Origin of the sequence: Cellulomonas sp. CW35, from assembly GCF_052378485.1 — a bacterium.
Lineage (GTDB): Bacteria > Actinomycetota > Actinomycetes > Actinomycetales > Cellulomonadaceae > Cellulomonas > Cellulomonas uda.
Map to the genome: position 1 here is coordinate 2,682,031 of NZ_CP199000.1, position 22,090 is coordinate 2,704,120.

Sequence of the window (22,090 nt, forward strand, 5' to 3'; positions counted from 1 at the left end):
CGCGTGACCACGACGACCCCCCGACGTCTCGCCGCTGCTCTCGTCCTGACCGCGTCGCTGACCGCGTCCTTCACGCTCGCGGGTTGCTCCGAGGCGGACGACGCCCGCAAGGCGGTGAGCGACGCCGCCTCCCAGGCCAAGGCGCAGGTCGACAAGGCTCGCGAGGCCATCGACGGCCTGCGCAGCACGGTCGACGACGCCCGCGCCCGGGCCGACGAGGTCCGCGACCAGCTCGCCGACCTGACGCCGGAGAAGAAGAAGGAGGCGCAGGCGGCGCTCGACGAGGCCACGGCCGCGCTCGCCGACGCGAAGGCCGCCGCCGAGGCCGCGAAGGACGACGCGTCGTCCGGGTCGCAGCGGGCGCTGGACGACGCGCGCGCCCGCGTGGACGAGGCGAAGGAGGCCCTCGACGACGCCGCGGCGGACGCGGGCGGCGACGCCGCGGACGGTCTGAGCGCCCTGGCGGGTCAGCTCCAGGACGTCGCGGACGATCTGCGCTCGGCCTCCGGTTCCTGAATCACGCGGCCGCGCCGTCTTGCACGGCGAATGGCGCCCGTTCGGGTGATTTCTCGACCGTTCGGCGCGGGACGTTGTCTCTGCGGCTGCGGGTGCCGATCTTGAGAGACATGGCAGACCGTCGAGCAGTTCGACGCCACCACGTCGAGTGGTGGGTCGTCGCTGCATGGTCGTCGTTGGCCCTCATGGTCATCGCCGGCCTCACCGCCGCCGCCGGCACCTTCTGACCCGGCGCGCTCGTCGCCGTCATCGGCGCCGTGCGCGGTCAGGCCGGCACGGAAGGTGGCTCAGCGGCCTGTCCGTGCATCCATCGCGCGCACGAGCTCGTCGGCGTGATGGAGCATCGACCCGACCGACCGTCAAGTACGAGGTGCCTCACCGCGGTCGATCGGGCGGTCCGCGGCACGCCGCACCGCCTCGAACGTGCCAGCCCGGTCCCTGGGGACCTCGATCTGCACCGGGCCACCCTTGATCAGCACTGTCTCCGCCCGGGTGCCGTTACGGGCGTTACCCTCCCCGCGAGGCGTCCTTCTCTTGCTTCTCGTAACCCAGGTGAGCGGTGATTTCACCCTCGAGCGCGGACTCCAGCACGATCTTCGTTACCTGGGCCAGAAGTCACGCCACAGGGCAGCCATGAGTTCACCAGGCTATCGGCCTCCTGCCGCTGGGTCCCAGACGCCGCGAAGCGGCAGATCGACGTGAGCGCATGCCTCCGGAATCGTCAGCCGTCCGTACCCGTTGCCCGCCATCTCGACGTCGTCACCGAGGCCATAGCTCTTTCCCGTGGCCACGGAGGTCAGCGTCGCCGTCTGCGCATCCCAGCGCCAGCTCGTGTCGAGTGCAAGGACGAACCCTCGCGCCTCGTCGACCAGGCATCCGTCGCGACTTGCCAGTGTGTACAGCGACGGTCCCAGGAACGTGCGGATTCCCTCGGACACAACCGCCTCGACCTTGTGGGGGCTGGGCGGCGCTGTGGCGCGGGGTTCCTGTCCGCCCACGCTCGTCGTGTCTGCAAGATTCGTCGAAGCTTCCCTCCCAACCTGGTGCGACACTGCTCCGGCGAGTGCAGCGGCCAGCGCCGCGGACGCCGCGACACCCGCGATGAGCAAAGCGCGGCGCGGCTGTCGTCCTGGGGGAAGCGTTACCACGGGCAGGACTTCGACATGCTCGCGAGAGTCCGAGCACGCATCGCACCGCAAGGCTTGCGCGAGCTCGCGCTGGACCGTCACGCGAAACTTGTCGGCGAACGCTCGTTCGTTGATCACTTGATCTCCCTGTGCCTCTCCGTTTGGACAGCGAGCTGTCGAAGGGCGCGGTGCGCAGCGACGCGAACCGCGGCGCGTGTCGTCCCCAGCACGTCCGCGATCGTCTGATCGTCAAGCTCTTCGATGTACCGCAGCGCGAGCACCGCCCGGCTACGGGCAGGCAGTGACCGGATCCGGCGCACTGCGGCGTCCAGGTCGTCGACGCCCGCCATCGCGTCGTGGCCGTCCGCTACGTCGGCGTGTTCCGACACGTATACGGTGCGCTCGTCGCGCGAACTAAGGAACACCCGCACGGTGGCCTGGCGGACGTAGGCCCACGGGTAAGTGGCGGCGCAGACCATAGACCACCGAGGAACTAGTCGGGCGAGTGTCTCCTGAACCACGTCCTCAGCCGTGTCGAGGTCGCGGCAGAGCCCCAGCGCCAGGCGAAGCATCGCGGGTCGATAGCGCGCGACAAAGCCGCCGATGTCGTCCACCGAGTCCAGCGGCTCGACCGCCATGACGCCCCTTCCTCACTGCTAGTTCTACAGACATAGACGGGCCCGGCGTGTCGAACTGTTACAGACGCTCTTCCCCAAGCGCCATGAACCGCCTGCAAGTTGAGTCACCACTGGCGTAGCAGAGGGTCGCACGACCGTGGACGAGGCGAAGAAGGCTCTCGACGCCGCCGCGGCCGACGCGGGCGGCGAGGCCGCCGACGGCCTGAGCGACCTCGCCGGTCAGCTCCAGGACGTCGCCGACGACCTGCGCTCCGCCTCCGGGTCCTGACCCCTCCTCGCCCAGCACCCGGACGGGGCCGATGGCGACCGTTCGGGTGAATTCTCGACCGTTCGGCGCGGGAGTTTGTCTCTGCCCCCGTGGCTGCCGATCTTGAGAGACATGGCAGACCGGCGAGCAGTTCGACGACACCACGTCGAGTGGTGGGTCGTCGCTGCGTGGTCGTCGCTGGCCCTCATGGTCATCGCCGGCGTCACCGCCGCCGCCGGCACCTTCTGACGCCGCGCGCTCAGGACGCTCGGTACCGACGCCGAGCGGCCAACGCGGTACCCGAGCGCCGTTCGCGCTCTCGAAGTCGAGACCGCACGAGTTCTCGGCGAGGCGCGATCAAGTCGGCCAGTGAGGGTCACACGGGCATCTCGTGAAGCCGATGGCCCGACCAGCTTCAGGTTCGGTCCTTGAGTGCATCGAGCAGCGTTCCCACGGGAAGCAGACCCACCGCCGCCGCTCCGACCGAGGCCGCGCACCAGGTGGCCACCACCTGCCCGGTGACCTGCGTGAGTGCGACCCCGGCTTCAGCGCCTAGCCCCAGCGCGTACGAGACGGCCATGCCCCACCCCCACGCGCTGCCCGCCGCAGACAGAACCAACCACTCCGCGCTCTGCACCGTCAACCGCGCTCGCGCATCGGCCCCGAAGGTCGCGTAGATCGCCCACTTCGCACGTCGGGACCACTGCAGGACGGCCCAGAGAGCGACGAGCATCGCCGCCCCCGCCGCCCACGCCCACCGCAGTACGCGAGCGCCATACGCGTTCTCGAAGTCGAGACCGTACGAGTTCTCAGCGAGACGCGGGCGCACGAGCGCAGGCGTCCCATCGTCGTCCGCGAGGTGTGGACGCAGGTAAGCGCCGACCTCGTCCACGTGCGCCGCGTCGGTCCGCACGTAGCACTGCTTCGCCTCACCCGTCAGCACAGTGGGCAGCAGGTAGGCGCCGACGAGTTGCTCAGCGAGTACTCCGTCGTCGACGAGCACGGCAGTCGCCGGGACCTCGTGCGTGTCCCGTCCCCACGACTCGACCACGAACACCGAGTGCTCGCCGTCGGCGAGGCCGGTGCTCGTCGCCGCCGGCGGCGGCACGAGAATGCCTCCAGTTGCCGGAGCCCTGACGCCGAGGAACTCGTACACGCCGGGCGATGCCACTGCGAGAGTCGCGCGCGTCCCCGGGGCGTGCGCGGGCTCGACGGTGGACTCCGTCACCGTCACCGCGAACGCGGCGTCGATGCCATCGACGTCGCTCAGCCGGTCACACCTCGAGACGTCGATCCCGGCATCGTCCGTCTTCGAGCCCGGTTCGACGACGAACACGAAGGCACCCGCGTCGATCCAACGCCTCTCGGCGTCGACGAGCGACGAGACCTCGAGCGCGTTCGCCAAGCCCACGCCTCCAGTGACGAGCGCCACCGTCGCGCAGACCGTCACGGCGAGGCGTCGACCCGCGACGGCGTTGGCGAGGCCCTCACGGACGGACAGCTTCGTAGGCCACGGGCGCGTCATCCGCCCCCCGCCTCAACCGTCGAGCGCTCGGTCACCAGGACCCCGTCACGCAGGCGCAGCACGATGTCGCATCGTGCCGCGGCGGACTCGTCATGCGTGACCAGGACCACGGTCCGCCGCGCGGACGCGAGCATCGCGTCGAGGACCGCGGCCGTCGTCGACGCGTCGAGCTGACCGGTCGGCTCATCCGCGAACAGGACCGTGCGGTGCGAGCTCAGTGCGCGCGCGATGGCGACCCGCTGCGCCTCACCCCCGGACAACACCTTTGCCGGGTCCTCGGCGCGCTCCCGCAGTCCCATCTCCTCGAGACTGCCCATCGCCCGCCGGACCGCCTCGGACCTCGACGCCCCGTCGAGGTACGCACCGACGCAGACGTTGTCGAGCACCGACCGATCGGGCAGTAGCGAGACCGTCTGGAGGACCCAGGTGGAGACGTCGCGCGGGACGTGCTCGCCTCCCTGGTCGTCAACGCACCGGAAGCGCCCGCGCTGTGGGGCCAACAGGCCACCGAGGAGCGCGAGCAACGTCGTCTTGCCGGAGCCCGACGGTCCGATGATCGCGGCTGACGCGCCCGACGGTACGTCGCACGAGAGACTGGACAGCACGTCGTGGTCGCCGCGGGGGTAGCGGAACGACAGGTCGTCGGCTACGAGTCGCACGACAGATCGTCCACGACGCCCCGCGGGTTGACCAGGACCGGCGTGCCGACGAGCGCCGCGTCGACGTCGACGAGCCCGAACCCTCCCGCCGTCGCGTCGATCCGCACAGGGTCGGCTTCGAGCCCGCGGAAGTAACAGCTCACGCCCTTCTCGTCGACGATCACCGCGCTCGCGGGCACGGTGCCGACCTTCGTCGGGGCCACGTCGGCCAGCACAGCCGGGCCGGACTCCTGGTCTCCCAGGACCTCCGCGAGATCGGCGACGTCGTCGGGGTCGGTGACGACGGTGGACCCCGCAGGGAGGGGAACCGTGACCGCCCCCACGGTCAGGGAGCGTTCGACTTCCGCTGCGGGAGCGGCGACGGAGGCAGTCGAGGCCCCGCGCGCGGTCTCGTAGAGCGGTGTCTGCGGCTGCACGACATCTCCGACGCGGACGATCACGACGTCCGGTGCGCCGCTCCCCTCCGGGACCCAGAGCAGCGAGCCCGCCGCGAGAGTCGTGACGTCCGTCCCTGACCCGTGCGCCGCGTTGAACGCGCGAACCGCCCGACGCATGGCGTCGGTCGAGGAACGATCGGTCGCCTTCAGGTGTCCCGTCTCCACGAGCAGGTCTTGAGCCGTGGCCACGTCCTTCCCTTGGAGGCCGGGGGTGATGTCGCGGTACAGAGGCGCGGCGGCGACGTACGCGATCACCGGGCGGCCGTCCACCTCGTACGCGACGTCGCCTGTGCGGAGCGGTCGCGCCTCCTGCAAGGCGGACCCAGTGACCGTCCCCGCGGACTGGCTGCGGACCTCCACGGTCGGCGCAGGGCTCAGCGTCACGGTCGTGGATGTCCTGTTGTCGCGCTGCGCGGCCTGCACCTGCGCGACGACGGGTTGAGGGTCGGCCGAGGACTGGAGCGGTGACGAGGCCAAGGCCCACACCGCGAGCGCGGCGCCCACGGCCAGTGGCACGGCGAGCACTGCGAACGCCCCGACCGCCGGACCCGGACGAATGGTCACCACGTGTCGATGCCCGCCTCGTGGAGGCAGTCGAACGCGCCGCTTCCGTCACGAAGTGCCTCGGCAGCCATGTTCGCGAGATCAACACCGCTCGCGTCAGGGTCGGTACGGATCCCGTGCTCCTCGAGGCATGCGCGGAGCACGGACTCCTGCTGGTTCGCGTAGTCCTCCTTCTGCTGGATCGACGTCGGCTGCAGCTGGAGCACCTTGTTGATCCACAGCGACTCCCGGGTGACGCACTCGTCGATCGTGGCATCCCGCGCCGCGTCAGCGCCGTCGTCGTCGGCCGACGCGACCAGATACCCGGGCACGACAAGGCCTCCCGCCAGCGACTGCTCCGAGTACTCCGCGTCCAGTCCGGCGGCGGTCATGCAGGCGACGGTGCGTCGAGCCGCCTCCCGCGCCACCTCGACGGGAACGCCCCCGGTTTCCGTCGCCGCTTCGAGCGCCCGCACCTGCTCGGGTCCCGCGCCTTCCGCCTTGGCCTCGGCGAGCGCCTCCGAGATGACATCCGTAGTCGAACTCGACTCTGACGGTCCTGCGCTCGAACATGCCGCTAGCGTCAACGCGGCGACAGCGATGGGCAGAAGTCGCCCAAGCCAGTGCCGCCTTACAGATCCTTGCACCTTCACTCCCCCTGAGACCCCGACGAACGGTGCCCGCCTGGTGTCGCACGCTCCACGCGAACGACACCAGGCGTCGCGGGCGACTCTAGTGATAGACGTTGACGTACGTGACGTTCGTGGCGTTCCACCTGACCGACGAGCCCGCCCAGAGAACCGAGGTCGTGTACGTGGTCGAGCTCGGCTTGTACTTCACCGCGAGGCCGACGTCACCGGAGCAGCTGGAGTTCTCCGCGGCACTCGCGTAGTTGGTGAACCCCGACTGGACGACGGCACAACCGTCGACTGTGAGCAGACGGCTCTGGTTGTTGGGCAGCCAGCCGGTCGAGCCTGCTGCGAGTGCCATCGATGCCGTCAATGCAACGAGAGTTCCGCTCGCACCGACCGCCAACGCGCCTCGTGTTCGCCAACGCATCTTGTCCCCCATCTCAACTCTCTTGAACCGTTCTAGGCCACATTGCTACGGCACTTCGACCGCAGCCGGATATTGGCAACACAATCACCCCAAACAGGTGTGATTGCAGTCACAGACATGCATGCGTCACGGTAGGGTCGCTCTACGCTGGCACCCGCGTGACGCTGCGCGGCCACGAGTTCGCGGCGGCCACGGGCGCACCGAACGACAGGTGCCGAGACGAGTCGTCGAGTCGGTCTCGTCGCGGCCTAGGCTCGGCTGCCATGAGTGCTGTTCGGTGGGTCGACGTCGCCAAGGCCGCGAACCTGCTCGGTGCGGACGGCACCCCGCGCGCGACGATCTTCGCGGAGATGTCGGCGCTCGCGGGGGCCACGGGAGCGGTGAACCTGGGTCAGGGCTTCCCGGACGTGGACGGCCCGGAGTCGGTGGCGCGGGTCGCGGCGGAGTCGATCGCGGCGGGCGTGAACCAGTACCCGCCGGGTCCGGGGATCCCCGAGCTGCGGCAGGCGATCGCGGCGCACCAGTCCCGCCGGTACGGCATCGAGCTCGACCCGGACACGCAGGTGCTCGTCACCGCGGGCGCCACGGAGGCGATGGCCGCCACGGTCCTCGCGCTGGCCGGGCCCGGCGACGAGGTCCTCACGCTCGAGCCGTTCTACGACGCGTACGCGGCGGTGATCGCGCTGTCGGGTGCGACGCACACGACCGCTCCCCTGCGCGCGACGCCCGACGGGTTCCGGCTCGACGAGCAGGCGCTCGCCGCGGCGTTCACGTCCCGCACGCGCCTCGTCGTGATCAACACCCCGCACAACCCGACGGGTGCGGTGCTGACGCGCGCGGAGCTCGAGCTGGTCGGCCGGCTCGCACGCGAGCACGACGCGCTCGTCGTGACCGACGAGGTGTACGAGCACCTGACGCTGCCCGGCCCGGACGGGTCGCGGCCGCGGCACGTGCCGATGGCGTCGCTGCCGGGCATGGCGGAGCGGACGCTGACGATCTCGTCGGCGGGCAAGACGTTCTCGTTCACGGGCTGGAAGATCGGCTGGGTCAGCGGGCCGGCCGAGATCCTCACGGCGGTGCGGACCGTCAAGCAGTTCCTCACGTACGTGAACGGTGCGCCGTTCCAGCCGGCGATCGCGTTCGCGCTGCAGGACGAGGGTGTGGCGGCGTGGGTCGACGAGCTCGCGGCGTCGCTCGCGCGGCGTCGGGACCTGCTGAGCGAGGGTCTGCGCGCCGCGGGCTTCGCGGTCGCGCGGCCGCAGGGCACGTACTTCGTCGTCGCCGACGCTGCCCCGCTGGGCTACGACGACGGCGTGGCGCTGTGCCGGGACCTGCCGCGGCTGTGCGGGGTGGTGGGCGTGCCGGTCAGCGCGTTCACGCGTCCCGGCTCGCCCACCGACGAGGCCCTGCGGTCCTGGGTGCGGTTCACGTTCGTCAAGCGCGACGACGTGCTCGCCGAGGCGGTCGGCCGCCTGGCGCGGCTCGGGGCCTGACTCAGCCGGTCCAGCCACCGCCGCGGCGGTACGCGGGGGTCGCCAGGGCGAGCACCGCGAGCGCGGCCATCGACGACCCGACCATGACGACGGCCATCGCGACGGCGTCGCCGCCGAGGAAGCCGGACAGCGGCGAGATGAGGCCGGAGATCGCGGCCTGCGTCGCGCCGATCATGGCCGCGGCGGTGCCGGCGATCTCGCCGTGCCGGGACAGCGCGAGCGCGGACGCGTTCGGCGGCGCGAAGTTCACCAGCGCCAGGACGAGCCACAGCATGACGAGCAGCAGCGGCAGGCCGCCGAACCCCGTGGCGCACACGACGAGCAGCGCGAGCGTCATCCCGAGAGACGCGGGCAGCACCACGCGGATGATCCGGATCGGCGCGACCTTGCGGACGAGCGCGGCGTTGACCTGCGCGCCGGCGACGAGCCCGATGCCGTTGAGCGCGAACAGCAGCGAGAACTGGTGCGACGAGAGCCCGAAGCCCTCCTGCAGGACGAACGGCGAGCCGATCACGTAGCTCATGAGCACGGCGTTCCCGAGGCCCGGCATGATCGCCAGGGCGAGGAAGTGCCGGTCGCGCAGGAGCGTGCGGTAGCCGCGCAGCGCGGTGCGCAGACCGCCGTCGCGGCGGCGCGCGGCGGGCAGCGTCTCGGGCAGCCGCCGCCAGCACACGACCCACAGGAACGCGCCGAACGCGCCGAGGCCGACGAACACGGCCCGCCAGCCCCACTCGCCGGCGATGAGCCCGCCGACGGACGGCGCGAACAGCGGCGCGATACCGATGACGAGCATGAGCCGCGAGATCAGGCGCGAGGCGTCGGCGCCCACGAACCGGTCGCGGATGACGGCCATCGCGACGACGGTCGCGGACGCGTTGAAGAAGCCCTGCGCGACGCGCAGCGCGATGAGCATCTCGACGCCGGTGACCACGGCGCACAGCAGCGACGTGACGATGTGCAGGGCCACGCCGACGAGCACGGGCGCGCGGCGGCCGAACCGGTCGGACAGCGGGCCGATGACGAGCTGCCCGACGGCGCCGCCGAGCATCATCGCGGTCATCGTGAGCTGCGCGGCGGTGGCGGAGGTGCCGAGGTCGCGCGCGACGTCCGGCAGCGACGGCAGGTAGATGTCGTTGGAGATCGCCGGGAGCGCGCACATCATGCCGAGCAGCAGGACGTACTTGGCGTTCGGGCGGTACGCCGGGGTCCCGCTCGGCGTGGTGCCGCCGACCGGGACGGTCTCGGCGGCTGCGGCGGGTGCGGTGAGGCGTTCGTCGGAGGCGGCGGGCTGGGCGCTGGGGTTCACGTGGGGGTCGTCGATCGTCGCGCGGGTGCTGGGTGCGTGGGTGAGGTTCACAGGGGTCCGTCGTCGGGGTCGTGGTGGGGGTCCGCGGTCCGACGAGGACGTGTGCTCCGGGTGCTCGGCCGGCGTCCGACGTCGGCTGTCGCGGCGTCCATGGTGGCACTCTCACGGGCCGGGCGCGAATCGATTCGATGTTCTGACCTGGGCACGGCCGCGCGCTGACCTTCGCTTGACCCGGGAACCGGTCGGAGCGCCCGAATCGGGCGCCCGCCGGCGCGCCGGATGTGGGCGGCAGGTGGCAGGGTGTGCCCCATGTGCGGTCGTTACGCCTCCTTCCGCGAGGACCAGGCCATCGCCGACGAGTTCGCGGTGGCGGTCGTCGCCGACGACGTGCGCCTGCTGCCGCCGTCATGGAACGTCGCCCCGACGGACGGCGTGCGCATGGTCGTCGAGCGCGCGGACCGCGAGACGGGCGAGATCACCCGCCAGCTCCGCGTCGCCCGGTGGGGCCTGGTCCCGTCATGGGCCAAGGACCCGTCGGTCGGCAACCGCATGATCAACGCGCGCGTCGAGAGCGTCGCCGAGAAGTCGGCGTTCGCCCGCCCGTTCGCGCAGCGCCGCGCGCTGATCCCCGCGGACGGCTACTACGAGTGGCGCAAGCCCGGCCCGGACTCCCCCGTGCAGCGCAAGCAGCCGTACTACATCCACCCCGACGACGGCTCGCTCGTCGCGCTCGCCGGGCTGTACGAGTTCTGGCGCGACCCCGCCAAGGCCGACGACGACCCGGACCGGTGGCTCGTCTCGGCGACGATCCTCACGCGTCCCGCGAGCGAGCGGCTCGCGTTCATCCACGACCGCCAGCCCGTGATGCTCCCGCACGCCGCGTGGGACGCGTGGCTCGACCCGGCCGTCGACGCCGCGGGCGCGAGCGACCTGCTCGCCGCGACCCCGCCGGCCCTCGAACCCACCCCGGTGCGCCCGCTGGTCAACGCGGTCCGCAACAACGGCCCCGACCTCCTGCTGCCCGACCCGGAAGCCGCCTAGCGCGAGCTCAGCTCGTCGCGGCGCGCAGGCGGACCGGGGTGACCGTGCCCAGGCCCTGGAGCTCGCGGACCGGCTGCTCCTCGCAGACGAACCGCGGGTCGGCTGCGAGCACCGCGGCCGTGCCCTGGTCCATGAGGACGGTCGACGGCTCGGCGATGTCCGTCAGCCGCGCGGCGAGGTTCACCGACGGCCCGAACACGTCCCCGAACCGGGACAGCACCCGTCCCCACACGAGCCCGACGCGCACGGGCGTCACGCCGCGCGCCCCCTCCGCGAGCCCGCCCGACGCCTGAGCCGACGACACGTCGAGCTCGCGGCCCAGCGCGTCGGCGAGGCCCAGCGCGACGAGCGCACCGGTCTGCGGCGTGTCCGCGACGAACAGCACGGCGTCGCCGATCGTCTTGACGACCCGGCCCCCGGCGGCGGTCACCACGTCACGCGCCTCGGCCTCGAACCGCTGCACGAACGCCGACAGGTCCGTGGACCCGAGACCCGCGGTGCGGCGCGTGAACGACACCATGTCCGCGAACCCGACGGCGCGCGCGAGCGGCAGCGCACCGGGCTCGTCGCCGGGCCGGCCCAGGTCGCCGAACTCGGCGGCGTACCGGCCGGCGATCGCCGCGAGCTGACGGCGGTAGGAGTGCACGAGCTGCGCCTCGAGCACGGGCGCGAGGTCCGCGAGGCGGTCGAGCACGAGCAGGCGCGCCGTGGTGTCGTCGAGCTCGTAGCGCGAGGACATGTCCTCCACGAGCGCCTCGACCTGCCACAGCGCGAGCCGGTCCGACGTGTGCCCGAGCGCGCGGGTCACGGTCAGGACCGTGCGCAGGTCCAGCCCGTGGTCCCGCACGAGCGACGCGGCGCGGCCGATCGCGTCCGCGTCGTTCTCGGAGAAGTAGTCGTCGTCCGGGTCCGGGTGCGGCAGGCCGAGCGTCGACCAGAAGGTCTGGACGAAGTCGAGCGAGATGTCCGCGCGAGCGGCCAGGTCACGTGCGGTGTACCGCCGGGTGCCGCCGAGCAGGGCGGCGTCGATCTCCTCGACGGTCGACGCGAGGGCGGCGTGCTCCTCGGGGGCGTCGGCGGCAGGGTCGGGCACGGGTCGAGGGTAGTTCACGCCAGGGTCCGCAGGTGACGCACGTCACCGGCGAGGACGCGTCGCTCGTCGTCCGCGGCGGTGCGCACGACGAGGGCACCGTCGTCGTCGAGGCGCACCGCGACGCCCTCGAGGACGTCCCCGCCGGGCAGGTCCACCGCGACCCCGGTGCCGAGCGTCGACAGGACGGACGCGACCTCGTCGGCCAGGCCGGACTCCTGCACCGCCCCGCCCGAGGTGTCCCACCGCGACTCCACGTCCTCGAGCGCCTCGACCAGCCCGACGAGCACCGCGAGCCGGTCGACGTGCCGCGCGCCCGCGAGCGCGAGCGAGCCCGCGGACGGCACGGGCAGCTCGTCAGCGGTCTGCAGCACGTTGAGGCCGATCCCGACGACCGCGGCGACGGTCCCGTCGGCGAGCGGTACGAGCTCGCAGAGCACCCCGCCGACCTTGCGCGCCGACCCCCAGCCCTCGACGTCGCCCGACGCGGGCACGAGCACGTCGTTGGGCCACTTCAGCGACGCCGCGACGCCGGCCGTCGCGCGCACGGCCCGCACCGCACCCAGGCCCGCGAGCAGCGGCAACCACCCGTACCGGTCGGAGGGCATGCCCAGGTGCACGACGAACGAGCAGGTCACCGCGGCCCCGGCCGGCGTCTGCCAGGTCCGGTCGCGCCGGCCCTTGCCCGCCACCTGGTGGTCGGCGACCAGCAGGCTGCGGTCGGGCCACGACCGCGGGTCCGCGCGCAGGTCGCGCACCACGTCGGCGTTGGTCGAGCCCGTGCTCGCGACGACCTCCACCCGCGTGAGCGGGCCGTCCGGCCGCTGCAGCAGCGCGCGGACCTCGTCGGGGTCCAGCGCTGGTCGCGTCGTCATGCGCCCGTCCTCACCTTCGTGCCGGTCCCCCCATCCTGCCCCCGAATCGCGCCGTGCCGGGCGTGCCGTCGGCGTGTTGTGGGATCGGCACGACGAACGACGCGCAAACCCGTCCGCGCCCTGCACCGCGTTGGAGCGTGCCGACAACTAGCCTCGGTCGGGTGACGCAGACAGACGCGACCAGCCCGAGCGCGCCCGCCCGCACGACCGCCGGCAAGCTGGCCGACCTCGCGGCCCGCCGCGAGGCGCAGGCGAGCGCCGAGGCGGCCGCCGTGGACAAGCAGCATGCGCGCGGCAAGAAGACCGCGCGTGAGCGCATCGACCAGCTCCTCGACCCGGGGTCGTTCACCGAGATCGACGCGCTCGTGCGGCACCGCTCGACGAACTTCGGCCTCGACGCGAAGCGCATCCCGGGCGACGGCGTGGTCGTCGGGCACGGCACGGTCGACGGACGCCCGGTCGCGGTGTACTCGCAGGACTTCACGGTGTTCGGCGGCAGCCTCGGCGAGGTGCACGGGCAGAAGATCACCAAGGTCATGGACCTCGCGCTGCGCACCGGTGTGCCGCTGATCGGCATCAGCGACGGCGGCGGCGCACGCATCCAGGAGGGGGTCGCCGGCCTGACGCAGTTCGCGGAGATCTTCCGCCGCAACGTCGCCGCCTCGGGCGTGATCCCGCAGATCAGCCTCATCCTGGGCCCGTCGGCGGGTGGCGCGGTGTACTCCCCCGCGCTGACCGACTTCATCGTGATGGCCGACGGCACGTCGAACATGTTCATCACCGGCCCGGACGTGATCCGCGCGGTCACGGGCGAGGACGTGGGCTTCGAGGAGCTCGGCGGCGCGACCACGCACAACACGCGCTCGGGCGTCGCGCACTACCTGGCGTCCGACGAGGACGACGCGATCGACTACGTGCGCTCGCTGCTCGGCTACCTGCCGCAGAACAACCTCTCGGACCCGCCGCTGTACGCGCACGAGACCGACCTCGCGCCCACCGACGAGGACCTCGCGCTCGACACGCTCGTCCCGGACTCGGACAACCAGCCGTACGACATGCGCACGGTCGTCGAGACGGTGCTCGACGACGGGGTGCTGCTCGAGGTGCAGCCGCTGTACGCCGGCAACGTCGTCGTCGGGTTCGGGCACGTCGAGGGTCACCCCGTGGGCGTCGTCGCGAACCAGCCGCAGCAGATGGCGGGCACGCTCGACATCAACGCGGCGGAGAAGGCCGCGCGGTTCGTGCGCACGTGCGACGCGTTCAACATCCCCGTGCTGACGTTCGTCGACGTGCCCGGGTTCCTGCCCGGGACGGACCAGGAGTGGAACGGGATCATCCGCCGCGGCGCGAAGCTCATCTACGCGTACGCGGAGGCGACGGTCCCGCTCGTCACCGTGATCACGCGCAAGGCGTACGGCGGCGCGTACATCGTCATGGGCTCCAAGCAGCTCGGCGCGGACGTGAACCTCGCGTGGCCGACCGCGCAGATCGCCGTCATGGGCGCGGGGGGCGCGGTGAACATCCTGCAGCGCGGCGCGCTGAAGAAGGTCGCCGACTCCGGCGGCGACGTGGAGGCGGAGCGCCGGCGGCTCACCGCGGAGTACGAGGACGCGATCGTCAACCCGTGGGACGCTGCCGACCGGGGCTACGTGGACGCGGTGATCGAGCCGTCCGCGACGCGCGCCGAGATCACCAAGGCGCTGCGCCTCCTGCGCACCAAGCGCGCGTCCCTGCCGCCCAAGAAGCACGGCAACATCCCGCTGTAGAGACTGGACCAGACGATGACGCACGAGCACGACGAGCACGACGAGCACCACGGGCACGGTCACGACGACGACCACGAGGGCCACGACTCGGCCACGCACGGGCCCGCTCCGCTGACGGACGTGGACCCGGCCGGGCTGCACGCCGCCGTCGACGCGCTCGCCGCCGCGCTGCACGAGTACGTCGACGCCGCGGTGGGCGTGCGCGCCGAGTTCGGCTCCACGGAGGCCGACGAGGACCCGCGCATCCTGGCGCTCGAGGCGCGCGTGGGCACGCTCAACGCCGCGCTCTACGACCAGATCCACGACCGCCTGGGCATGCACTCGGACCTGACGGGCATGACCTGGCAGGAGGACGAGGGCGGGCACGACGACGCGCCGTCCGAGGACGACGAGGCCGACACGTTCCACGTGGGGCTCGTCGTGGTCCGCACGCCCGCCGCGGGTGACCGGACGCTCGACTCGGCGCTCGACATCGTCGAGTCCGGTGCGGGCGACCTCACGCAGGCGCTGGTCGACGCGGGCTTCGAGGTCGCGGAGTGGGGCGTCTCGCGCGGGGCCCACGTGGACTTCGGCGACGAGGACGACGACGAGGACGACGCGTGAGCGACGACGGCCAGCTCCAGGTGGTGCGCGGCACGCCCGACGACGTCGAGCTCGCCGCGCTCGTCGCGGGCATCATGGCGGCCGCGACGGCGGCTCCGTTCGACCCGCCCGCGGCGCCCCGAGCCGCGTGGTCCGACCGTCGCCGCCAGCTCCGCCCGGTGCCCTCGGCTGCCCCCGGCGCGGACTCCTGGCGCTGGAGCCTGCGCGGCTGACCGCGGCTCCCGCGACCGCCGTCCCCGGTCCCGGTCGCGTCGCTACCGACGAGTAGGGTCGGGCGCATGCGTGAACCCACGGCCGTCGACGCCGTCGCCGAGAAGTACGTCAGCACCTACGCCTCGCTCGACCCGCTGTCCGCGACAGCGATGGGTCTGTCGGGCCACGACCACGAGATGACCGACCTGTCCCCCGCGGGGCACGACGCGCGCGCGGACCTCACGCGCTCGACGCTCCTCGAGCTCGACGCCCTCGCGCCGGTGGACGACGTCGACCGCATCACCGTCGCGGCGATGCGGGAGCGGCTCGGGCTGGACCTCGAGCTGCACGCCGCGGGCGAGCACCTGCGCGACCTGAACAACATCGCGTCCCCCGTCCAGGGCCTGCGCGACGTGTTCGACATCATGCCGACGGGCGACATCGAGGCCTGGGAGAACATCGCGGCGCGTCTGACGGCGCTGCCCCACGCGGTCGACGGCTACGTCGAGTCCCTGCGCGCCGGCGCCGCGCGCGGGCTCGTCCCGGCGGTCCGCCAGGTCCGTGAGGGTGTGACGCAGGCCGTCGAGCTCGCCGCCGGCAGCTCGTTCTTCACCGAGTTCGTGCAGGGCGAGGCCGCCGCGGCCGCGCTGGACGACTCGTCGTCGTGCGCGCTCGTGCGCGCCGAGCTCGAGCGCGGCGCCGCGGGTGCGCGCGAGGCCTACGGCCGGCTCGCGGAGTTCCTGCGCGACGAGCTCGCGCCGCAGGCCCCCGCCGACGACGCCGCGGGCCGCGACCGCTACCAGCTGTTCTCCCGGGCGTTCCTGGGCGCGGCCGTGGACCTCGAGGAGACCTACCAGTGGGGGCTCGAGGAGCTCGCGCGGGTCGTCGCGGAGCAGGAGGCCGTCGCGGCGCAGATCGCCGGGCCGGGTGCCACGGTCGAGCAGGCCGTCGCGGCGCTCGACGCGGACCCGTCGCGCACCCTGCACGGCAAGGACGAGCTGCGCCGCTGGATGCAGGAGACCTCGGACGCGGCGATCGCCGCGCTCGACGGCACGCACTTCGACATCCCCGAGCCGCTGCACACGCTCGAGTGCCGGATCGCCCCGACCCAGTCCGGCGGCATCTACTACACGGGCCCGTCGGACGACTTCACGCGGCCCGGCCGCATGTGGTGGTCGGTGCCGGCCGACGTCACGACGTTCAACACGTGGCGCGAGAAGACGACCGTCTACCACGAGGGCGTGCCGGGTCACCACCTGCAGGTCGGTGCCGCGGTGTACAACCGGGCGGACCTCAACACGTGGCGCCGCCTCGCCTGCTGGACCTCGGGTCACGGCGAGGGCTGGGCGCTGTACGCCGAGCGCCTGATGGCGGACCTCGGCTTCCTGGACGACCCGGGCGACCGCCTCGGCATGCTCGACGGCCAGCGGATGCGCGCGGCGCGCGTCGTGTTCGACATCGGTGTGCACCTCGGCCTGCCCGCTCCCGAGCAGTGGGGCGGCGGCCGCTGGGACGCCGACAAGGCGCTCGCGTTCCTGCTCGCGAACGTGAACATGCCCGAGTCGTTCGTGCGGTTCGAGTGGATGCGCTACCTCGGGTGGCCGGGCCAGGCGCCGTCCTACAAGGTCGGCCAGCGCCTGTGGGAGCAGACGCGTGACGCGGCGCGGGCCGCCGCCGGCGACGCGTTCGACCTGCGCGCGTTCCACGCCAAGGCGCTCAACCTCGGCTCGCTCCCCCTGGACGTCCTCAAGCTCGCGTTCTGACCCGCCCACGACGAAGGCCCGGCCCCTGTGGGCGGATTCTCGGGGTCCGGGCCTTCGTCGTGCGGCTCGCGCGCTCCGCTCAGAACAGCGTGTAGCCGTACTTGACCATGATCATCCCGGCCATGACGACGAGCAGCGCGATCGTCACGAACCAGTCGTTGCCCTCCTGGACGAACCGCCGGCCGGCCGCACCGGCCCGGCCCGGCAGCGCGATGTGCCCCTCGCGGATGTTGATGCGCGTCAGCCCGGCCCACACCAGGGTCGTCGTGAGCGTGATGAGCAGGCACCACGGGCACAGCGCGCCGATCTCGAAGAACGACATGTAGAACAGCCACCACGCGAACAGGAACCCGACCGTGTAGATCGCCTGCGCGGTGCGCATGAACCAGCGCGGGAACACCACGCCACCGACCAGCGCGACCGCGACGGTCAGCACGACGGCCTCGGCGGCGATGCCGAGGAACGCGTTCGGGAAGCCCAGCAGCTCGGCGGCCCAGTGCTTCGCGACCGTGGCGCAGTTGATCTTCTCGTTGAAGCTGCAGCTGAGCTTGGCGTTCTTGTCGGCGGCCAGCACGAGCGCCTCGATGGACAGCACGAACGACGCGTACAGGCCGATCAGGCCCGAGACCACCATCTCGATCGCGGTGCGCCGCCGCCACGCCGGGTCCGGCGGCGCGAGCAGGTCGGGGTCGTCGTCGACCAGGTCGTCGAGCTCGAGGTCGTCGTCGTCCACGTCCACCACGGTGTTCTCCTTGCCCACGAGCCCTCCCGAGCCACCCGGCGTCCTGCGTCGGCCCCCGACGCTGCGCAAGCGCGCGACCGCCATTGTGACCCACGTTCCTGTGCGCGAACCCCGACAATCGTCCCTCGGCGCGCGGCTCGGACCCCGCGACCTGCGTGGGTAGGGTGCGGGCCGTGACCCGCCTGCTGCTCGCCTCCGCCTCCCCCGCCCGCCGTGCCACGCTCCGCGCCGCCGGCATCGAGCCGCTCGTGGCGGTCTCGTCCGTCGACGAGGACGCGGTGCTGGCCCGGGCCCGCGAGCGCTACGGGGACGCGGACGGCGTGCTCGACCCGGCGGACGCGGTGCTCGTGCTCGCGCAGGCCAAGGCGCACGACGTCGCCGCGCACCTGCCCGACGACCTCGCGGACGCCACCGACCTCGTGGTGCTGGGCTGCGACTCGATGCTCGAGCTCGACGGGGAGGTCCTCGGCAAACCGCGCGACGCGGACGACGCGGTCGCGCGCTGGCGGTCGATGCGCGGACGCGCGGGCACGCTCCACACGGGCCACTGGGTGGTGGACCTGCGCGAGCCCGACGAGGACGCGCCCGAGCCGCGGCCCGGGACGCTCGGGGCGGGGCGGGGGGCCGTGCTGGGCGACACGTCGTCGACCGTCGTGCACTTCGCCGACGTGTCCGACGAGGAGATCGCGGCGTACGTGGCGACGGGCGAGCCGCTGACGGTGGCGGGGGCGTTCACGATCGACGGGCGGGGCGGCCCGTTCGTCGAGCGCATCGAGGGCGACCACCACGGCGTCGTCGGCCTCTCGCTGCCGCTGCTGCGCACGCTCCTGCTCCAGGTCGACCTGCCGCTGCCGGCCCTCTGGACCCCCTGACCCACCCGCCCCGCTCGCGCCGTACGCCACGGTCGGGTTGTGGGGATCGTGCAGCCGGGTCCGGACACCGACCCCCGAGCGGCGCGCGGGCGTCGTCGGGTTCCTACAAAACCCGGGCCGCGCAGGTTGGGTGCAAGCCCAATCTTCTCCGGCGGGCGGCGACGACGAGGCCGCGCCGCACACCGGGGCGTTACGGTGAGCCGTGCCCTCCAGCCTGTCCGCCCCTGCCGTGCGCCCGCTGCGCAAGGTCCTCATCGCCAACCGCGGCGAGATCGCCGTCCGCATCGCGCGCGCCTGCCGTGACGCAGGCGTCGGGTCCGTCGCCGTCTACGCGGACCAGGACCGCACCGCGCTGCACGTGACCCTCGCGGACGAGGCGTTCGCGCTCGACGGCGCCCGCGCGGCGGACACGTACCTGTCGATCGAGAAGCTGCTCGACGTCGCGCTCCGCGCGGGCGCGGACTCCGTGCACCCCGGGTACGGGTTCCTCGCGGAGAACGCGGACTTCGCGCGTGCCGTGACCGACGCGGGCCTGGTGTGGATCGGCCCGTCGCCGGACGCCATCGAGGCGCTGGGCGACAAGGTCAGCGCGCGGCACATCGCGCAGAAGGCGGGCGCGCCGCTCGTCGCGGGCACGCCCGACCCGGTGGACGGCCCGGCGCAGATCCACGCGTTCGTCGCGGAGCACGGCCTGCCGATCGCGATCAAGGCCGCGTTCGGCGGTGGCGGCCGCGGCCTCAAGGTCGCGCGCTCGGCGGACGAGGTCGACGAGCTCTACGAGTCGGCGGTGCGCGAGGCGGTCGCCGCGTTCGGCCGCGGCGAGTGCTTCGTCGAGCGGTACCTGGACAAGCCGCGGCACGTGGAGACGCAGTGCCTCGCCGACGCCCACGGCACGGTCGTCGTGGTGAGCACGCGCGACTGCTCGCTGCAGCGCCGCCACCAGAAGCTCGTCGAGGAGGCGCCCGCGCCGTTCCTCACGGACGCGCAGCGCGAGCAGCTGGTGACCTCCAGCAAGGCGATCCTGCGCGAGGCCGGCTACGTGGGCGCGGCGACGTGCGAGTTCCTCGTCGGCGCCGACGGGACCGTCTCGTTCCTCGAGGTCAACACGCGCCTGCAGGTCGAGCACCCGGTCACCGAGGAGATCTCGGGCGTCGACCTGGTGCGCGAGCAGCTGCGCATCGCGGCGGGCGAGCCGCTCGGCTACGACGAGGTCGCCACGCGCGGGCACTCGATCGAGTTCCGCATCAACGGCGAGGACCCGGCCGCGAACTTCCTGCCCGCGCCGGGCCGCATCTCGACGCTGCGCTTCCCGTCCGGCCCCGGCGTGCGCGTCGACTCGGGCGTGGTCGAGGGAGACACGGTCTCCGGTGCGTTCGACTCGATGATCGCCAAGCTGATCGTCACCGGCGCCGACCGGCCGCAGGCGATCGCGCGCGCCCGGCGCGCGCTGGCCGAGCTCGAGGTCGTCGGCATCCCGACGGTCGTGCCGTTCCACCGGGCGGTGCTCGAGGACGAGGCGTTCGCGCCGGCCGACGCAGCCACGCCGTTCGCGGTGCACACGCGCTGGATCGAGACCGAGTTCGCGGACACGCTCGCGACGCTCGGCAAGGCGCCGGCCGCGACTCCGGCTCCCGAGGAGGAGCCGCCGGCGCTCGAGCGCGTCGTCGTCGAGGTCGGCGGCAAGCGGCTCGAGGTCGTGCTGCCCGCCGCGCTCGGCCTGGGGCGTCCCGGTCCGGCCCGCGCGGGGATGCCGCGCCGGCCCGCGCGTCGCAACGCGAGCGGGCCGAAGGCGGCGGCCAACGGCACGACGCTCGCGTCCCCCATGCAGGGCACGATCGTGAAGGTCGCGGTGCAGGACGGTGCGACGGTCGCGGAGGGCGACCTCGTCGTCGTGCTCGAGGCCATGAAGATGGAGCAGCCGCTGGTGGCGCACCGCGGTGGGACGGTCACGGGCCTCGCCGCGAGCGTCGGCGCGAGCGTGAGCGCCGGCACCGCGATCTGCGAGATCGTCGACTGAGCCCGACCGCATGACCGACCTGCCCCGCCACCCGCCCGCGCCGGGCGACGGCTGGGTGCGGTGCGGGTGCGGGGCACGGCACTGGGGTCTGCACGGCGCGGCGGGGCTGCTGGTCGCGCGCCGCGCCCCGGACGGCCGGCCGACGCACGTGCTGCTGCAGCACCGCGCGCCGTGGAGCCACCACGGCGGCACGTGGGGCATCCCGGGTGGGGCACGCCAGCCGCACGAGGACGCGACCGCGGCCGCGCTGCGCGAGGCGCACGAGGAGGCGGGCGTCCCCGCGGACGCGGTGCGGCCCTTCGCGTCGCACGTGCTGCGGCACCCGGACTGGTCGTACACGACCGTGCTGGCCGACGACGTGCGCCCGTTCGAGGCGCGCGCCACGGACGCCGAGTCCCTCGCGGTCGCGTGGGTCCCGATCGAGCAGGTCGCCGCGCTCGACCTGCTGCCCGCGTTCGCGGACGCGTGGCCGACGCTCCTGGCCGCGATCCCGGCGACCCCGCAGAGCGCCCCGTGCGGCCCGGACGCGTGACGCGAGACACACCGTCGGGCTCGGTACCGGACTCCCGCCGACCCCGGGCACGGGTGTAACCTCGCGAATCGTGTGAGGTAAGCCTGACCTCACCTCGCGGCGTCCGGCGCCGCGGACGCACACACTCGGCGAACGGTCACCATGGTCGCGAACTTCCTCATCGGCCTGCGCGAGGGGCTCGAAGCAGCCCTCGTCGTCAGCATCCTCGTGGCGTACCTGGTCAAGACCGGGCGACGCGACCTGCTGCCCGCGCTGTGGGGCGGCGTGGCCGTCGCCGTGGGGGTCTCGCTCGCGTTCGGCGCGCTGCTGACGTTCGGGCCCAAGGGGCTGTCGTTCGAGGCGCAGGAGGCCATCGGCGGCACGCTGTCGATCGTCGCGGTCGGCCTCATCACCTGGATGATCTTCTGGATGGCGCGCACCGCCCGCCACCTCAAGGCGGACCTGCAGCACAAGCTCGACGACGCGATCGCAGCCGGCAAGGGCGCCGTGGTCGTCATGGCGCTGCTCGCCGTGGGCCGCGAGGGCCTCGAGACCGCGCTGTTCCTGTGGGCGGGCGCGCAGGCGACCTCGTCGGGCACCAGCGCGCCGCTCGCCGGCGCCGCGCTCGGCATCGCGGTCGCGGTCCTGGCCGCGTGGCTCATGTACCGCGGCGCGGTGCGCCTCGACCTGCGCCGGTTCTTCGCCTGGACCGGGCTGTTCCTCGTCCTCGTCGCGGCAGGCGTCCTGTCCTACGGCGTGCACGACCTGCAGGAGGCCGGCATCCTGCCCGGCCTGGACTCGCTCGCGTTCGACGTCTCCGCGAGCATCCCGCCCTCGTCCTGGTACGCGACGCTCGCCAAGGGCGTCTTCAACTTCACGCCCGCGACCACGTGGCTCCAGCTCGTCGCATGGACCTCCTACGTCGCCGTCGTCCTGACCGTGTTCGTCCGCACCACGTGGGGCCGCTCGACGGCGCCCAGGCCGTCGGCGCCCGCCGTCGTCGCGCCCGTCGCGACCCCCTGACGCCCGCGCCGGACGCCCGCACCTCCACCCGCTCCTGAGGAGACC

General features: G+C 72.9%; 23 protein-coding genes and 1 pseudogene. 12 read left to right on the forward strand and 12 right to left on the reverse strand.

Translation table 11 applies throughout. The features are described 5' to 3' along the window. The first annotated feature begins 3 nt into the window (after window positions 1–3). Complete coding sequence (locus ACT17Q_RS12235) at window positions 4–516, forward strand: hypothetical protein (protein ID WP_094179404.1); 513 nt, start codon at window positions 4–6, stop codon at window positions 514–516. A gap of 410 nt (window positions 517–926) precedes the next feature. Here ACT17Q_RS12235 and ACT17Q_RS12240 read toward each other — a convergent pair. From ACT17Q_RS12240 to ACT17Q_RS12250, 3 genes and pseudogenes are all read right to left on the reverse strand, one after another. Continuing rightward, window positions 927–1,131 (reverse strand): annotated as a pseudogene (locus ACT17Q_RS12240) (transposase); the annotation flags it as partial. 32 nt (window positions 1,132–1,163) lie between these two features. Continuing rightward, window positions 1,164–1,781 (reverse strand): hypothetical protein, encoded by a 618-nt coding sequence (locus tag ACT17Q_RS12245; protein WP_141319598.1) that lies wholly within the window; start codon window positions 1,779–1,781, stop codon window positions 1,164–1,166. Further along, window positions 1,778–2,281: a sigma-70 family RNA polymerase sigma factor gene (locus ACT17Q_RS12250; RefSeq protein WP_094179402.1), complete on the reverse strand. Its 504-nt coding sequence runs from the start codon at window positions 2,279–2,281 to the stop codon at window positions 1,778–1,780. The genes ACT17Q_RS12245 and ACT17Q_RS12250 overlap by 4 nt, the downstream gene beginning before the upstream one ends. Window positions 2,282–2,417: 136 nt before the next feature. Between ACT17Q_RS12250 and ACT17Q_RS12255 the strand changes: the two genes are divergently transcribed. Then, a complete protein-coding gene (locus tag ACT17Q_RS12255) occupies window positions 2,418–2,549 on the forward strand; it encodes a hypothetical protein (protein ID WP_444662712.1) in 132 nt (43 codons plus the stop codon). Between the two features lie 394 nt (window positions 2,550–2,943). Here ACT17Q_RS12255 and ACT17Q_RS12260 read toward each other — a convergent pair whose 3' ends face one another. The 5 genes from ACT17Q_RS12260 to ACT17Q_RS12280 form a co-directional block, all read right to left on the reverse strand. Then, the gene (locus ACT17Q_RS12260) at window positions 2,944–4,053 is read right to left on the reverse strand and encodes a hypothetical protein (RefSeq protein WP_094179398.1); all 1,110 of its coding nucleotides are present in this window, start codon (window positions 4,051–4,053) and stop codon (window positions 2,944–2,946) included. Continuing rightward, entirely contained in the window at window positions 4,050–4,712 is a 663-nt protein-coding gene (locus ACT17Q_RS12265; RefSeq protein WP_157732453.1) for an ABC transporter ATP-binding protein, read from the reverse strand. The genes ACT17Q_RS12260 and ACT17Q_RS12265 overlap by 4 nt, the downstream gene beginning before the upstream one ends. Continuing rightward, a complete protein-coding gene (locus ACT17Q_RS12270; protein WP_157732452.1) occupies window positions 4,700–5,713 on the reverse strand; it encodes a hypothetical protein in 1,014 nt (337 codons plus the stop codon). Before ACT17Q_RS12270 ends, ACT17Q_RS12265 begins: the two co-directional genes overlap by 13 nt. Continuing rightward, window positions 5,710–6,168 carry a hypothetical protein gene (locus tag ACT17Q_RS12275; protein ID WP_444662715.1) on the reverse strand — a complete coding sequence of 153 codons (459 nt, stop codon included), beginning with the start codon at window positions 6,166–6,168 and terminating at the stop codon, window positions 5,710–5,712. The genes ACT17Q_RS12270 and ACT17Q_RS12275 overlap by 4 nt, the downstream gene beginning before the upstream one ends. A 256-nt stretch (window positions 6,169–6,424) precedes the next feature. Continuing rightward, complete coding sequence (locus ACT17Q_RS12280; protein WP_157732450.1) at window positions 6,425–6,682, reverse strand: hypothetical protein; 258 nt, start codon at window positions 6,680–6,682, stop codon at window positions 6,425–6,427. A gap of 332 nt (window positions 6,683–7,014) precedes the next feature. Here ACT17Q_RS12280 and ACT17Q_RS12285 point away from each other — a divergent pair, with 332 nt between their 5' ends. Continuing rightward, entirely contained in the window at window positions 7,015–8,244 is a 1,230-nt protein-coding gene (locus tag ACT17Q_RS12285) for a pyridoxal phosphate-dependent aminotransferase (RefSeq protein WP_094179397.1), read from the forward strand. A gap of 1 nt (window position 8,245) precedes the next feature. Here the strand turns inward: ACT17Q_RS12285 and ACT17Q_RS12290 are convergent, their stop codons facing one another. After that, complete coding sequence (locus ACT17Q_RS12290; RefSeq protein ID WP_444662718.1) at window positions 8,246–9,601, reverse strand: multidrug effflux MFS transporter; 1,356 nt, start codon at window positions 9,599–9,601, stop codon at window positions 8,246–8,248. 258 nt (window positions 9,602–9,859) lie between these two features. On the opposite strand from ACT17Q_RS12290, the gene ACT17Q_RS12295 reads away from it, so the two are divergent. Next, window positions 9,860–10,591, forward strand: coding sequence for an SOS response-associated peptidase (locus tag ACT17Q_RS12295; RefSeq protein ID WP_236123233.1), 732 nt, complete (start codon window positions 9,860–9,862; stop codon window positions 10,589–10,591). Window positions 10,592–10,598: 7 nt separating this feature from the next. Here the strand turns inward: ACT17Q_RS12295 and ACT17Q_RS12300 are convergent, their stop codons facing one another. Continuing rightward, window positions 10,599–11,684 (reverse strand): adenylate/guanylate cyclase domain-containing protein, encoded by a 1,086-nt coding sequence (locus ACT17Q_RS12300; RefSeq protein ID WP_444662720.1) that lies wholly within the window; start codon window positions 11,682–11,684, stop codon window positions 10,599–10,601. Between the two features lie 14 nt (window positions 11,685–11,698). Further along, window positions 11,699–12,556: a biotin--[acetyl-CoA-carboxylase] ligase gene (locus ACT17Q_RS12305; protein ID WP_141319576.1), complete on the reverse strand. Its 858-nt coding sequence runs from the start codon at window positions 12,554–12,556 to the stop codon at window positions 11,699–11,701. A 161-nt stretch (window positions 12,557–12,717) separates the two neighbouring features. Here ACT17Q_RS12305 and ACT17Q_RS12310 point away from each other — a divergent pair, with 161 nt between their 5' ends. The 4 genes from ACT17Q_RS12310 (at window position 12,718) to ACT17Q_RS12325 (ending at window position 16,880) form a co-directional block, all read left to right on the forward strand. Beyond that, window positions 12,718–14,322 (forward strand): acyl-CoA carboxylase subunit beta, encoded by a 1,605-nt coding sequence (locus tag ACT17Q_RS12310; protein ID WP_444662722.1) that lies wholly within the window; start codon window positions 12,718–12,720, stop codon window positions 14,320–14,322. Between the two features lie 15 nt (window positions 14,323–14,337). Continuing rightward, window positions 14,338–14,925 carry a hypothetical protein gene (locus ACT17Q_RS12315; RefSeq protein WP_094179392.1) on the forward strand — a complete coding sequence of 196 codons (588 nt, stop codon included), beginning with the start codon at window positions 14,338–14,340 and terminating at the stop codon, window positions 14,923–14,925. Next, entirely contained in the window at window positions 14,922–15,137 is a 216-nt protein-coding gene (locus ACT17Q_RS12320) for an acyl-CoA carboxylase subunit epsilon (protein WP_444662723.1), read from the forward strand. The genes ACT17Q_RS12315 and ACT17Q_RS12320 overlap by 4 nt, the downstream gene beginning before the upstream one ends. Before the next feature lie 66 nt (window positions 15,138–15,203). Continuing rightward, complete coding sequence (locus ACT17Q_RS12325; protein WP_444662724.1) at window positions 15,204–16,880, forward strand: DUF885 domain-containing protein; 1,677 nt, start codon at window positions 15,204–15,206, stop codon at window positions 16,878–16,880. 79 nt (window positions 16,881–16,959) lie between these two features. Here ACT17Q_RS12325 and ACT17Q_RS12330 read toward each other — a convergent pair whose 3' ends face one another. Further along, window positions 16,960–17,640: a vitamin K epoxide reductase family protein gene (locus tag ACT17Q_RS12330; protein WP_444662725.1), complete on the reverse strand. Its 681-nt coding sequence runs from the start codon at window positions 17,638–17,640 to the stop codon at window positions 16,960–16,962. 155 nt (window positions 17,641–17,795) lie between these two features. Here ACT17Q_RS12330 and ACT17Q_RS12335 point away from each other — a divergent pair, with 155 nt between their 5' ends. The 4 genes from ACT17Q_RS12335 (at window position 17,796) to efeU (ending at window position 22,045) form a co-directional block, all read left to right on the forward strand. After that, window positions 17,796–18,494, forward strand: a complete 699-nt coding sequence (locus ACT17Q_RS12335; RefSeq protein ID WP_094182027.1) for a Maf family protein — start codon at window positions 17,796–17,798, stop codon at window positions 18,492–18,494. 202 nt (window positions 18,495–18,696) lie between these two features. After that, window positions 18,697–20,511, forward strand: a complete 1,815-nt coding sequence (locus ACT17Q_RS12340; protein WP_268532483.1) for an ATP-binding protein — start codon at window positions 18,697–18,699, stop codon at window positions 20,509–20,511. Between the two features lie 10 nt (window positions 20,512–20,521). Continuing rightward, window positions 20,522–21,043 carry an NUDIX hydrolase gene (locus tag ACT17Q_RS12345; protein ID WP_444662728.1) on the forward strand — a complete coding sequence of 174 codons (522 nt, stop codon included), beginning with the start codon at window positions 20,522–20,524 and terminating at the stop codon, window positions 21,041–21,043. 141 nt (window positions 21,044–21,184) lie between these two features. After that, window positions 21,185–22,045 carry an iron uptake transporter permease EfeU gene (gene efeU, locus ACT17Q_RS12350; protein ID WP_094179386.1) on the forward strand — a complete coding sequence of 287 codons (861 nt, stop codon included), beginning with the start codon at window positions 21,185–21,187 and terminating at the stop codon, window positions 22,043–22,045. Window positions 22,046–22,090 lie beyond the last annotated feature (45 nt).

Bases quoted from the DNA above. Each gene is read 5' to 3' on its own strand.
- ACT17Q_RS12250 (WP_094179402.1), bottom strand. From the start codon at position 2,281: ATGGCGGTCGAGCCGCTGGACTCGGTGGACGACATCGGCGGCTTTGTC.
- ACT17Q_RS12260 (WP_094179398.1), bottom strand. From the start codon at position 4,053: ATGACGCGCCCGTGGCCTACGAAGCTGTCCGTCCGTGAGGGCCTCGCC.
- ACT17Q_RS12280 (WP_157732450.1), bottom strand. From the start codon at position 6,682: ATGGCACTCGCAGCAGGCTCGACCGGCTGGCTGCCCAACAACCAGAGC.
- ACT17Q_RS12285 (WP_094179397.1), top strand. From the start codon at position 7,015: ATGAGTGCTGTTCGGTGGGTCGACGTCGCCAAGGCCGCGAACCTGCTC.
- ACT17Q_RS12295 (WP_236123233.1), top strand. From the start codon at position 9,860: ATGTGCGGTCGTTACGCCTCCTTCCGCGAGGACCAGGCCATCGCCGAC.
- ACT17Q_RS12305 (WP_141319576.1), bottom strand. From the start codon at position 12,556: ATGACGACGCGACCAGCGCTGGACCCCGACGAGGTCCGCGCGCTGCTG.
- ACT17Q_RS12315 (WP_094179392.1), top strand. From the start codon at position 14,338: ATGACGCACGAGCACGACGAGCACGACGAGCACCACGGGCACGGTCAC.
- ACT17Q_RS12325 (WP_444662724.1), top strand. From the start codon at position 15,204: ATGCGTGAACCCACGGCCGTCGACGCCGTCGCCGAGAAGTACGTCAGC.
- ACT17Q_RS12345 (WP_444662728.1), top strand. From the start codon at position 20,522: ATGACCGACCTGCCCCGCCACCCGCCCGCGCCGGGCGACGGCTGGGTG.
- efeU (WP_094179386.1), top strand. From the start codon at position 21,185: ATGGTCGCGAACTTCCTCATCGGCCTGCGCGAGGGGCTCGAAGCAGCC.